Annotated in this window: 8 protein-coding genes; 5 read left to right on the forward strand and 3 right to left on the reverse strand. The window is 51.7% G+C overall.

The genetic code is table 11. The features are described from left to right. Positions 1–47: 47 nt before the first annotated feature. A complete protein-coding gene (locus ACKC9G_RS11535; protein WP_411405451.1) occupies positions 48–311 on the forward strand; it encodes a DksA/TraR family C4-type zinc finger protein in 264 nt (87 codons plus the stop codon). A gap of 40 nt (positions 312–351) precedes the next feature. Here the strand turns inward: ACKC9G_RS11535 and ACKC9G_RS11540 are convergent, their stop codons facing one another. From ACKC9G_RS11540 to ACKC9G_RS11550, 3 genes are all read right to left on the reverse strand, one after another. After that, on the reverse strand, positions 352–1125 hold the full coding sequence (locus ACKC9G_RS11540) for a metallophosphoesterase family protein (protein ID WP_411405453.1): 774 nt from the start codon (positions 1123–1125) through the stop codon (positions 352–354). A 119-nt stretch (positions 1126–1244) separates the two neighbouring features. Continuing rightward, a complete protein-coding gene (locus ACKC9G_RS11545) occupies positions 1245–2012 on the reverse strand; it encodes an ABC transporter ATP-binding protein (protein WP_411405455.1) in 768 nt (255 codons plus the stop codon). 72 nt (positions 2013–2084) lie between these two features. Next, a complete protein-coding gene (locus ACKC9G_RS11550) occupies positions 2085–2528 on the reverse strand; it encodes a GNAT family N-acetyltransferase (protein WP_411405457.1) in 444 nt (147 codons plus the stop codon). Positions 2529–2756: 228 nt separating this feature from the next. On the opposite strand from ACKC9G_RS11550, the gene ACKC9G_RS11555 reads away from it, so the two are divergent. The 4 genes from ACKC9G_RS11555 to ACKC9G_RS11570 all read left to right on the forward strand — a co-directional run bounded on the left by ACKC9G_RS11555 (position 2757) and on the right by ACKC9G_RS11570 (position 12731). Further along, positions 2757–4100 carry a hypothetical protein gene (locus ACKC9G_RS11555; protein WP_411405459.1) on the forward strand — a complete coding sequence of 448 codons (1344 nt, stop codon included), beginning with the start codon at positions 2757–2759 and terminating at the stop codon, positions 4098–4100. Between the two features lie 123 nt (positions 4101–4223). Then, the gene (locus ACKC9G_RS11560) at positions 4224–4727 is read left to right on the forward strand and encodes a CesT family type III secretion system chaperone (protein ID WP_411405461.1); all 504 of its coding nucleotides are present in this window, start codon (positions 4224–4226) and stop codon (positions 4725–4727) included. Then, on the forward strand, positions 4724–6616 hold the full coding sequence (locus ACKC9G_RS11565) for a hypothetical protein (protein WP_411405463.1): 1893 nt from the start codon (positions 4724–4726) through the stop codon (positions 6614–6616). The genes ACKC9G_RS11560 and ACKC9G_RS11565 overlap by 4 nt, the downstream gene beginning before the upstream one ends. A gap of 247 nt (positions 6617–6863) precedes the next feature. Beyond that, positions 6864–12731: a DUF3320 domain-containing protein gene (locus ACKC9G_RS11570; RefSeq protein ID WP_411405465.1), complete on the forward strand. Its 5868-nt coding sequence runs from the start codon at positions 6864–6866 to the stop codon at positions 12729–12731. The last annotated feature ends 73 nt before the right edge of the window (positions 12732–12804 follow it).

Here is a 12804-nt window from a genome sequence, read left to right on the forward strand (position 1 = left end):
ACCGCCACAGAGTTTATACACAGCGTCTTTTGTGCGGGGAATGGGATATGGCAGGTGGCTGGGCGAGTGATGGTGCGGTTCAGGAGCAGATTGAATCCACGGTGGATGATGCCGTGCGCAAGGCACGCAGTCGTCTGCCTCAGGGCGAGAGTCTGACTCACTGTGAAGAGTGCGAGGCACCCATCCCGGAAGGTCGAAGACAAGCGGTGCCGGGGGTGCGTCTGTGCATCAATTGTCAGGCCGCAGAGGACAAGACACAAAACAGCTCAGGCATGAATCGCCGTGCCAGTAAGGACAGCCTGCTTCGTTAGTGGTTAATTCCGCTGCACTGTTACCGCTTTATCAATCTTATTAACGCCGCTGGCGAACCCGCCCGGTGCGAAGCGCGTGGGCCCAGTCCTCACGGCCATTCTGCTCAGCAAGTGCAGCGGCGCTTTCGGCATCATAGGACACCGATATCAATTCCGCCTGCCATGACTCGGTGGCGGGGGCTGCATCCTGACGTTTTTCCAGCACGGCATAACGCGCAAGTGGAGCAAAGTTTTCCATCACATGAGGGAGGGGGACATCGTCGGAGTAGGCCGGTAAGCCAACACTTCCCGGGTTAATGATGCGCTGACCGGTGCTCAGGTAGACAATCCTTGGAATGTGGGTATGTCCGCAGAGGATCATCGCTTCCTGCCGGCCATCCAGTAGGCTCAGAATTTCACGATCACCGCGAACGCGCGGGCTGCCATTCTCGACATTTTCCAGCAGGTAAATCAGATCGTCACTGGGTGAGCCGTGGCAGAGATAGAGCGCCTGCTCCAGCCTGAGATCAAAAGGCAGGCGAAGCAGCCAGTCCATTGCTGCCTGAGGCAGGATATCAAGAATAAAAGCCAGTGTCGGGTTAGCGGTGATTTCTTCCGGCCGGGCTTCATAGATTTGCCGATCCTGATTGCCGCGGATGTGCTGAACATCTTCCAGCGCCTCCAGCAATTGCCAGGTACGGGCCGGTTCAATCGGGCCATAGAGGGTATCACCAAGGTTCACAAAGCGGTTGATGCCTCGCTTTCTGGCATCGTCTATAACCGCTTCCAAAGCAAAGCTGTTGCTGTGAATATCCGAGAGAACTGCGAACTTCATGGCGCCTCCGACATCCGGGATGTCTGTCCGATGCGCCTGGCGCTGCACGCTATCGGTGGGTTAATGGGATCACTTCATCAAGCTTAGTGGCATTTTCAGGTAACGGGTTTTTATCGGGTTTAATTTTCCAGCCACAGGCGATACCAGCCGTTATGACTCTGCAGGCTGACCGGCACCTGATACATTTCGCTCAGAATCTCGCTGGTCAACACCTCATCTTTCGGGCCGTCCGCAATGACCTGACCTTTCTTGATCAGAATGACGCGCTCAATTTCAGGGATCACTTCATCAATATGATGGGTCGTGAGCAACAGCGTGTGGGTGGGCGTCGCATAACGGCGCATCAGGTTCAAGAGCGCGGCGGCAGCGGTGATATCCAGGCCGTTGGAAGGCTCATCAAAAATCAGCATTTCAGGGTCGTGAACCAGTGCGCGACCGACCAGCAGGCGACGCTTCTGGCCGGTCGACAGGCGTTGAAACATGGTATCGCGAAAATCCTGCATACCGACATTGGCCAGCTGCTCCTGCGCAATAGCCATCTGCTCCGGGGTGATGCTCAGATGATCATGATGGCCGATGGCGCCGACAAAACCACTGGCGATGACTTCCAGCGCGGTGGTGTAAGGCGTGTAATCTTCCTGCAGATCCTGCGACACCATCCCCAGCCGCTTGCGAAGGTCCGTGAGCATAAAGCGCTCCTTGCCGAACAGGCGGACATGGCTGTCATCCTTGACTACCGGATAGATCTCGCGAGTGATGAGCTTAAGGAAAGTGCTTTTGCCGGCACCGTTAGGGCCCAGAATAGCGACTTTCTCACCCGCCTTAATCGTGATGTTTAACCCTTCAAAAACCTTGTTGTCCCGCTGGAAGGCGGTCACGTTCTTCATTTCGATCATGGGATGCCCGGTGTTTCAGGAATGAGTAGTAGCCGTATCGGCTGGTATGTCTGGCGCTCGGGTTCAGGTCAGTGGATCATCACCTTCGATCCAGGAATACATGGCGACTTCCTCTGCACGGCATTGCCAGCCAAGATGCTCCCAAAAGGCCCGACCTTCCGGGTTGTTCTTTAGCACGAAAAGATGCGTCTTGAGAATGTCCTGCTCAGCCAACGCTGCAATGCAAAGATCCACCAGATGGCGGGAAATGCCTTGTCCGCGGTAGTGGGTATCCACCACCAGGTGCTGTAAATAGCCGCGTTTACCATCATGGCCGGACATACAACAGCCGATAATCTTGTCGTTATCCAGTACTACAAAACTCAGGCCAGGATTGCGACGCAGGTAGCGCTCAGTGCTATCGAAAGAGTCTGCATTTTTCACGCTAATGCCCGGGGTACGTTCAAACAAGGCAATCAACGGGCTGTGATCGGCCATTGTCATCGGGCGGTAATGAAGCGTCGACATAGTGTGCTCCTTGTCAAAAAGCCAAGGCTAGACAGGCGGAATGTGTCAGGCAAGGGTCTTTTGACGAACACTCTGAATGCCCGCGGGAACCTGACCCTTTCTGTTCTTCACCCAAAGAGAGCAGTTCGCTGTTTTCATGGAAGCTAAACGCAGTCTCAGAGCGTTGTGGTTGGCATCGGGTGACGTTATCTGCGCTTTGAATTTATTAAGGCTATCCAAGAGTACGCAATGGTAAGCATCGTTAAATCCCACACCTGTCAGGCGCTGATTGATACCTCGCCGGCCAGGCAGCGTTTATCCTCGCTGGCGAACCGGCTGGTGGCATCACGCCCGGCGGCGAGAATGTATGCCGTGGGAGAGCAGATTCTTGATCGTGTGGCGAGCCACCAGCAATCCCGTCTGATGCTGATTGGCTATCTTTCTGCCTCGGCCAAGGTGCGAGAGCTGACGCCGCTGGAAAAGGATCTGACTAAAAGCTTTGTGCTGGAGTCACACTTGCGGGCCATAAGTAGTGCCTGTGAGTCCGGGAAAATGATCCTCACCGTTCGTCAGGCCGGAGAGCCGACACTGACAAAGCTGGCTCGCGGCGCGGCTGCCAAGGGCCATGATATTGATGATAAAACCATCAAATTCACCTCGATGACCGACACTTATGGCGAGCAGATCGGGCTACTGCGCCTGGCCGCCATGCGCTTTCATGATATCGAAGGCTGTGTCGGGCGCTGGTCGCAGGACTCCCTTGAAGGTATTTATCTCTGTCTGCCGAAAGTGCGGCCGGATGAATCAGAAGCCCTGCACCAGCTTCGGGCTCAGACTTACGACTATACGACCGCCCATGGTACGACTTATCCCATATTGCGGGTCGATCCGGATAATCTGCAGTCCAGTCTTGCGCCCCTCAAAGCCCTGGGGGATGACTGGGAGCGTTATGTTTACACGGGGGATTACGATCTGCATGACCTGATCGGCACCAAACCCCGGCCACACATTATTTCCAGTGAGTCGCCGGATGAGGATTTTTCGGTGAATGCGCTGAATGTCTCTGTAGCGGCGATCGACGATGACCGGGCGTTCGCAAAAGACAGTCATCACGTCTTTCAGCACGGCTCGCAGTACAACTATCCTGCGCATATGGGGGCAGAGGAGCACGGAGCGATGCTCAACGCCGGCACCGCTCATCCCAGTTTCCCACTGGCGGCCTGTGTGGAAGGTAAGTGGGAACGCATCGAGAATGTGCAGCAGCTGGAAAAGCTCTATGAACGCTACAAGTTAACACTGAAGGCCACCTGGAAACTGGGTAGTACCACCCGTTTTGTCGATCACGAAAAGGATGACGGCACTGACCTGCAGCGTGGCCCCAATAGGAAGGACAGCATCGCTGACGGTCGCAAGGGCTCGGTCAGCTCAACCTTTCCAGATCGCAGAGCCTCGCTGCTTTCTATCTCTTCCCGCCATTCGACCTCTTCACGGGGGAGTGCCAGTCATAGCCCGATAAGGCAACAAACCCTGCCGCTGCCAACCAAGCCAAGCTTGGGGAAAATCACGCCAAATGCACTAAAAACCGAGGAATAAGTTGTCATTTAGGGACACACTAGAAAACCTGTGCGAAAATTCAGGTTTTCCAGTTTTTAGGGAACCCTCGCAATCGAGAGGCCACCAAAGCTACACACGCCAGTGTTGCAGGAGTTACAGGGGATGCATAAGGCTGAACAATTAATGTCGGAGCTGGGCGACCGCCTGGGGATCGAAATGAAGTTCGATCAAGGGGCGACCGAGCTTATCGATATGCAGGGGCATGTCTGGCACATTGAATGTTCATCAGACAGCGAAGCGCTGCTGATTTCTTCGGAAATTGAGCGCGACTTTAACGATGCCAATCGCATGCGTCACTGGATGGCGCTGAACCACCGTTTTGACTTAACCGGTGGTGCCGTTATTGCGCTGGACACGGTGAACAACCGCTACAACCTCAACCTGCTTCTTTCACTGGCAAACATGCGTGTCGAGAATCTGGAACGTCACCTGATGGTGATGATGGACGTACGCGAGGCACTGCTGGCTCAGCCACAGGAAAAAGCCCGTACAACCACCGCTGCGGCCTCCCGACCTGCTGAAAATCAGAAGCCCCTGAACACTAACCCGCTTTCGTCATCTTCTTTGACTATGGCGAAACTGCGTGAGCACGGGAGTCGCGTATGATGAGAATCGGTGGACAGGAACTTCATCGCACAAGTTCCCTTGAAGATGTCGGCAAGGCGATAAAATCCGAGCTGTTTGGCCGCTTTTCAGGCAGCCAGCATGCTCAGGCTCAGTATTCCATGGGCAACCACATTGGTGACCGTACTCCAACTCATGAATCCGGTGCGCAATTTTTCTCTGCGCCTCAGCCAAATGTTGAGGGTAATGGAAAAAAGCCCCAAACCCCTGAGGCTACACCTGGCGCCCGCTCGGGAAGCCCGCTTCAGGGGCTTGGCAATGCCATGGAACAAGCGCACCTGGGCGGACGTGATGCCCTCGGTCAGCTAGGTCGTCTGGCAGGCAATACGGTATTTGGTCACTGGAACAGTTTTAAAGAGCTGCGAAATATTCATGCCGCGACGACTCAGGGCGGCTCGGGTATTGAAAATCCGCTGGTTCAGACCGGTATTAAAATGGCGCGTCGTCATTTACTGCCGCGTGATGTCATGAACCTCGGCGCAGGGCTGTTGCCTGACAAGTTACTGGGTAATGCCAAGCCCAAGCTGGACTATAACCAGCTGCAACAGCAAGCCGGCTTCCCGGCGACGCAAGCGCCTACCCATCTTTTCGGTGGTGGTTCCAACTACAAACAAGCGGCCAATGCGCAGTTCAATGAGATCTACTCTCAGGCTGCTGCCGGCGTCCGCCAGCCCCAGTATTCCGGATCGACCACACCGCCCCCTCAGCAGTTCGGTCAGCCGCAGCAGTTTGCTTCCGGTTTTCAGGCTCAACAGCACAGTGCTAACAATGTGGTTCAGGATCTAATGAACCAGCAGCGCATGGCGAATGAGCAGGCCAGCCAGCGTATGCAGGCGGCGCCACAGGAAAATACCTATCAGCCTCAAACGACCCCCATGAGTGATTTTCAGCGGGCGCGTCAGGAAGGCAACAGTTATATCCAGAACCTGCAGAATGAAATGCGTCAGGGAATGAATGCTGAGACTCAGCCCTCAGTAGCGACGCCTCATCCCGGAATGACGCAGACTCAGGCACCTGTCAGCGATTACCAGCAAGCGAAAATGGATGCTCAGAATCAGATCAGGCAGATGCAGGATCAGATTCGTAACGGTCAGGCCGGTGGTGCTGCAACCTCTCGCCCGGTTCCACCGCCTCCAACCATGCAGCAGGGAGCGCCAACCGAGCGCATGACGTCGAATAACCCTGTTCAGCAGGCACGACAGAATGCGATGAATGTGGTTGAGCAGCAGCGCGCCAAGCTTCTTGAGCAAATGGAGGGCCGTCCTGCACAGCCACGTCGTGGTTCGGCGGAAATGGCTTCCGCGCTCTTTGGTCATCTGCAGCAATTCCGCTCAGAAGCCGATCAGGCTATGCAACGTCCAGCCACGCCGTCTTCAGAGTTCGATGAATCTGAGGAAGCGCTTTATCAGAGTGATGCATCTCATTTGACGCCAGCGACTCCTCAGCCAACCCGTATGACCGCGGGCGACCTGATGAATCAGCGCCGCATGAATCCGATCACGCAGCGTGCTGATACGCCGGTGGATTTGGCTGCGAATGGCCGCGTCGGTGGTATGACACCGCCGCCTGCTCCAGCCGGACGGCCCGCGCCACAGCAGCCAATGGCTCAACCGGCGCAGGTGAACAATGCCGATATGATGAATATGCATTATCTCAACCTGATGAGAATGCAGCAGGCACAGTTCATGAATAACCAGCTCAACGCCACTATCAGCCATATGGGAAGAAACTCCCCAGGGCTGGATACTCCGAATATCGACTACGATAACGGCGGTTATGGCGTTTCGGCGAGCTCTGGCGATATGCACTCCGGTAGCAACTACATGGACGGCTATAACGAAGGCTTGATGGACGGTCAGCAAATGTCCTGATCGACGCCTTAAGCGTTTCGTGTACCTTAAAAACGGGCCTCTCTGGCCCGTTTTTTATGAGACAACATACCTTATAAAAAGAATGTGTTTCTTTTAATACGAACGCGTTAGTTGAAACGGAGATTGGATACTTTATTTTAAGAGCAGATGGGTGCTTATCTCTTTCAAGGAGAAGTACTATTCTTCAAACCAAATCAATGGATACTAACTAAGCTAATTTTTGGGCTTATATAGCGGGGAAGCTAAGGTGACGGATAATCAAACACTAGCCCAGTCAGAAAGTGCTGTAAGCGTTAAGTTTGTTACTACTGCCAAAGTAAACTTTGCATCATCCCAGAATGGGATCTCGATTGTTAAGCATTTGTCCCTACAGAATATTTCCTCCGAGCCCATAGAAAATATTACTGTCACAGTCTCCTGCCTTCCCGACATTATTAGCCAGAAAAGTTGGACTATTGATCGCATCAAGCCCGATGAATCCTTTGAGCTTTATGATCTCGAAACTCACCTAAATGCATCACTACTGAAATCATTGAATGAAGCTGAGCGTGGTGATCTAACGTTAACAATCAAACAGCAGGATCAGGTTTTATATAGTGAAGTTCGTCCTATTAATCTTTTGGCGCGAGATGAGTGGGGCGGTATGGGAGACATGGACCATCTCTTAGCGGCATATGTTGCCCCTAATGATTCTGCTGTGGCCGCTATTCTCAAAAAAGCAGCCACCTTACTCGAAGAAAATGGGCACGATGGCTTTCTGGATGGGTACCAATCAAGAAAGCCTGAGCGTGTATGGAAGGTAGCTGCGGCCATCTGGAGTGTCATTTCCAGTCTTAATCTTACTTATGCAGTACCGCCCGCCAGTTTTGAACGTGAAGGTCAAAAGATTAGAGATCCTCAGCGTATTCATAGCGAAGGTCTGGCCACGTGCCTTGATTCAACACTTTTAATGGCTGCTTGTTTTGAGGCAGCAGGTCTCAACACTGTTGCCCTTTTTTCCAAAGGGCATGCCTGGGTTGGCTTATGGCTCATACAGCGTGACTTCGGTGCTCTGCGTGAGCCTGATGTGATGACTGTTCGCAAGGCAGTTGTGGCACGTGAACTTATTCTGCTTGAGACAACTCTCGTCACTAAACGCCCTGCCATTAGTTTTGCTATGGCAATAGAAGAAGGCAAAGCCCACGTAAGTGAGCAGAAAGAACACCTTTTCGAAGCTGCTATCGATATTTCACGCGCACGAGCAGCAGGCATTAAGCCACTCTCTCAGTCCACCGAAAAAATTAGTACAGCGGTTGAGGTGGCGCAAACTGAAGCAACTATATCTGCTCTTCCCGAGTTTCCAGAGGACTGGCTTGCACCTGATCTTGATACTGGTGATGAGGAAGCTAGTACTCCTCAGGACAGAGTTTCTCGCTGGCAAAGAAAACTGCTCGATCTTTCTTTGCGAAATCGGTTGTTGAACTTTAGCGACTCCAAGCAAACCTTACCTTTTGACTGTCCAATGGTGTCAGAGCTGGAAGATCAGCTCGCCAATGGTAAGAAATTTAAAGTCTTTGCTCTAAAGGGTGAGGATCCAATAGGTCAACGCGACCAACTTGCGCAAAAAGAACCCCAAATCGTGGAAGGTATTGTCAGAGATGCCTTTAGCCGTGGACAAGTTTCTGTTCCGTTAACCAAGCAAGAAACTACCAGACGCCTGACTGAGCTTTATCGAAAAGCAAAAAGTGATATGCAGGAAGGCGGAACGAATACCCTCTTTCTTGCTGCCGGTTTTTTGCGCTGGCGTAAGACGGAGGGCGATAAAAGAACGTATCGGGCTCCTTTGCTTCTTCTTCCCGTTAAGTTGGATCGAAAGTCGGCGCAGTCTGAATACGTCATCATGAATCATGAAGACGATATTCGCTTTAACTCCACATTATTGGAGTTATTAAAACGAGACTTTGCATTGCACATTCCTGAACTGGAAGGGGAACTCCCTAAAGATCAGAGCGGTTATGACCTCCCCTTAATTTTTGACATCATGCGCAAAAAAGTGCGTGATGTTGCGGGTTTTGAGGTCGTTGAAGAGCTTGCAATGTCGACGTTTTCGTTTGCCAAGTTCTTGATGTGGAAGGACCTTGTCGAGAGAACGGATAGCTTGCGTGAAAGCGCTGTAGTTCGTCATTTGGTTGATTCACCCTCTGAACCCTTTTTATCGGCAGATGCTGGCGGGCTACCGGAGGCTGTTGATGTTGATCGCCGTATCGCACCGAAAGATCTTTTTACTCCACTTCCTGCAGACTCTTCGCAATTAGCGGCGGTTCTTGCGGCGCAAGAAGGTCACAACTTTGTGCTTATCGGTCCTCCTGGGACGGGTAAGAGCCAGACCATCGCCAATATCATTTCTCAATGCTTGGCGATTGGGAAAACCGTCCTGTTTGTCGCAGAAAAGTCCGCTGCACTTGATGTGGTGCAGAGGCGGCTTAACGCCCATGGATTAGGCGACGCTGTACTTGAACTGCATTCCAATAAGTCAGATAGAAAAGCCGTCATTGCACAGTTGGAGCGAAGCTGGAAGCGAGCATCGCACTCTCCGCAAAATGAATGGATCAAAGTCACTGATAATTTGACTGTTACTCGTGCCCAGCTAAACGGCTATGTGGACTCCCTTCATAAGAAAGGTACTCAAGGCTTCAGTGTTTTTGAGGCGATTGGGCTCACTCGTTATACACCTTCATTTCAACTGTCCTTTGCCAATAAGGATGCTCACGATGAAGTGAGCTATGAAAAGCTTAATCAGCTGGCAGAGGAGCTTGGTCGATGCTTCTCGATAGTATCAGAGAGTCCTGAACTCACACTGATTGAGAAGGCAGAGTGGTCGTTTGATTGGGATGCAAAGCTAAGAGCGCAGCTACAACCATTAAAAAAATCAACGGAAACCCTGAAGAAAACGGCTTCTCAACTTGTGCTGTTAAGCGGCTTAAGTGGCGATGAGGATATTTCTCCTGCGCTTCTGGAGAGACTCAATGCACTGGCTCAGCTTCCGTTAAGAGGGGACGACGTCTCTGCGGCTTTGAGTTTGCCGCTCAACACGCTTAAGGATGACGTTACTGAGCTGTGTGATTTGATTCAGAAGTATCAAAGTAATCGAGACAAGCTTAGCGGCCAGTACGCAATGGACAAACTCCAGGCGATTCCTTTGGAGCGAATGGATGCTGATTGGCGTATTGCACAAACAAAAATGTGGCCGTTCTCTGTGTTTGCCAAGTCCTCGGTACGCAAGCTACTGCAAACCTATGCTACAGCAGGAAAAGCAGCGCCAGAGACTGACATAACGGCACTGACGGAGGCGAAAGAGCTGCAGGAAAAAATCGAGGCCCATTCACTTCGTAATATTCCACCCTGCAAAGGTTATGAAAGTGATGTGGCGCGTATTTCGGCCTGGGTCGAACATGCACATACCGTGTGCTCGCTACTGAATAAATTATCGGGCTACGTAGGCGATCAAAACCAATGGGCCGCTACTCGCCAGCTTATTGCCTCGGGCAGTGATGGTGAGCTAGTTGATGCTATCGAAGGGTTTTCTACGGTATATCAACAGTGGAATTCACTCGCTAAAGCGTTTGAGGAAACCGCAAACTCAGACCCCAGTCAGTTGTCTCTGCAAGAGCTGATATTGTCACTGGAAGAAACGTCGGACTCCATTGCGAAGGATAGATCTCTGCTGGAGCATTGGACACGCTGGATAGAGGTGAGCAACCGCGCGATTGCTGTAGGGTTAGAGCCTCTGGTGGAAGCGCTTGAGAATGATGGTGTTGCGGATACACCGCAGGCATTTGCCGCTGCTTACGCGACTTGGTGGCTACCTTTGGCAATGGATGCCGATGATGCATTGCGCGGATTTGCGCATTGGCAACATGAAGACCTGATTACTAAATTCCGTGAGCTGGATGATCAGGCGATGTCGATGGCGGCTGATCAGGTAATGCTACGTCTAAAGCATGGTCTGCCATCAATGGATGCTGTTTCCCGACGCTCTGAGCTTGGGACTTTACGGCATCAGGCAGGGCTGCAGCGTCCAAGCATGCCTATCCGAACGCTGATTGCGGAAATGCCTGATACTTTCAGTAAGCTCGCTCCTTGCGTCTTGATGTCACCTTTATCCGTTGCGCAATATTTGCCTGCAAACCGAGCCGCCTTTGACGTGGTGATATTTGATGAAGCCTCTCAAATCACCACCTGGGATGCGATAGGTGCTATTGCGCGAGGTAAGCAAGCCATCATCGTCGGAGATCCAAAACAGCTGCCACCGACTAACTTCTTTGGTCGGGCGGAAACCAGTGAGGATGACATTCCCGAAGTCGAGAAAGATCTGGCCTCCATTCTGGATGAGGTAGTTGCCGCGGGTATTCCTACCCGACAGCTGAATTGGCACTACCGTAGCCGTGATGAGTCGCTGATTGCGTTCTCGAACTGGCATTACTACGGCGGGCGTCTGGTGACCTTTCCAGGGCCTACCACCTCTCCAAGTGCTGTTCAGCTGCATCAAATTGATGGTGTTTATGGTCGGGGTAAAGGCAGAACCAACGAAAGCGAAGCGAACGCGATTGTCAAAATGATCGTTGGCAAATTGCAAGAGTGGAGCAAATTACCTGAGAAAGAGCGTTTAACCCTTGGGGTGATTACCTTTAACGTCCAGCAGCAAGAGCTGATTCTCGATTTGCTGGACGATGAACGTAGGAAAAATCCAGCGCTTGAATGGTTCTTTGAAGATGCACGCGAAGAACCCGTTATCGTTAAAAACCTTGAGAACATTCAAGGTGATGAGCGTGACGTTATGCTGTTTTCTATCACTTTCGGGCATGACCATGCGGGCAAGCTTTCAATGGCTTTTGGTGCGCTTAACGGTGACGGAGGAGAGAAACGCCTTAATGTCGCGGTGACGCGTGCTCGTCAGGAACTGCATATTTTCGCGTCTATTCACGCCGACGAAATTGATTTAACACGCACTAACAAGGTGGGTGTTGAACACCTGAAGAACTTCCTTGATTTTGCGGCGCGTGGTTCGGTGGCCTTGGCAGCACAGGACTCAGGTTCTTTAGGCGATGTAGAAAGTCCCTTTGAGGCATCAGTAAAAGAGGCGCTGGAAGCGAGAGGGTGGGAAGCGCGTTCACAAATAGGTGTCTCAGGATTCCGCATCGATTTAGGTATTGTGCATCCTGATCATGCGGGTGTTTTTCTCGCGGGGGTTGAATGCGATGGTGCAACCTATCACAGCTCCGCCACGGCAAGAGACAGGGATAAAGTGCGTCAGGCCGTACTGGAAGGATTGGGCTGGAATATTCTTCGAGTTTGGTCCACTGACTGGTTTAAAAATTCCACCGCTTTGCTTGAGCGGCTCGATTCAAGCTTGAAAGAGTTGCTTGAGCGCGACAGAGCAAAACGAAAAGCTGTCCAGCAAACAAACGAAGACAACTATGAGCAAGAGATTAGTAATACGACAGTAGCAGAGGAGAACGAGATTACCGAGCCTTGGCAGAATGATATTGTGGAGGCGTCTGAGTCTGAAGAATTCCAGTACAACACCGAGGTTGCGGTTGATGAACCGGAAGTTGCCTCTTCCCGTGCGCCTTTAATTGCCGGTGTCGTATTTGATGGAGTCCCTGCTACAACCCCGCCGGAAATAGACCCTGATAAGTTCTATGATGCTGCATACATCCCAGTGCTAGAGAGCCTTGTCGACCATCTGGTGAGAGCTGAAGGGCCGCTTACACTGGCATCGCTCGGTAGAAAAATATCCGGGCTGCATGGTTGGCAACGTACTGGGCGGCGAATTTCTGAACAGGTGAACCTTGCTCTTGGTAGTGTCGATATTCATTCAGAAGAGGGGGTAGATTTTGCCTGGAGCAAGGGAAGTTATAAAACCCGTCTAGAGTACGCTCATCAGCTGGACCGAAATTTACGTGATATCTCTCGATCAGAGATTGCATGGCTCTACGATATGAATGCGCATACCTTGGATAAGAGCGATGATTCGGTACTTGATTTTGCAAGGCTTGCTGGAATTTCCAGACTCTCTTCAGATGCAAGAGCTTATCTGGAGGAATGTCTTGCATGGCGGGAGGCAAATAAATAAAAGGATGATGACAATATTTTTTATGCTCTGAGGTTATGCGCCAACACCTGAGAAATGCGACCACTGCCAGCGT

Source organism: Pokkaliibacter sp. CJK22405 (assembly GCF_046614695.1).
GTDB lineage: Bacteria > Pseudomonadota > Gammaproteobacteria > Pseudomonadales > Balneatricaceae > Pokkaliibacter.

What these genes read in the sequence shown, in the direction of transcription:
- ACKC9G_RS11565 (WP_411405463.1), top strand. Translation starts at nt 4,724, where the DNA reads ATGATGAGAATCGGTGGACAGGAACTTCATCGCACAAGTTCCCTTGAA.
- ACKC9G_RS11560 (WP_411405461.1), top strand. Translation starts at nt 4,224, where the DNA reads ATGCATAAGGCTGAACAATTAATGTCGGAGCTGGGCGACCGCCTGGGG.
- ACKC9G_RS11540 (WP_411405453.1), bottom strand. Translation starts at nt 1,125, where the DNA reads ATGAAGTTCGCAGTTCTCTCGGATATTCACAGCAACAGCTTTGCTTTG.
- ACKC9G_RS11550 (WP_411405457.1), bottom strand. Translation starts at nt 2,528, where the DNA reads ATGTCGACGCTTCATTACCGCCCGATGACAATGGCCGATCACAGCCCG.
- ACKC9G_RS11555 (WP_411405459.1), top strand. Translation starts at nt 2,757, where the DNA reads ATGGTAAGCATCGTTAAATCCCACACCTGTCAGGCGCTGATTGATACC.
- ACKC9G_RS11545 (WP_411405455.1), bottom strand. Translation starts at nt 2,012, where the DNA reads ATGAAGAACGTGACCGCCTTCCAGCGGGACAACAAGGTTTTTGAAGGG.
- ACKC9G_RS11535 (WP_411405451.1), top strand. Translation starts at nt 48, where the DNA reads ATGGCAGGTGGCTGGGCGAGTGATGGTGCGGTTCAGGAGCAGATTGAA.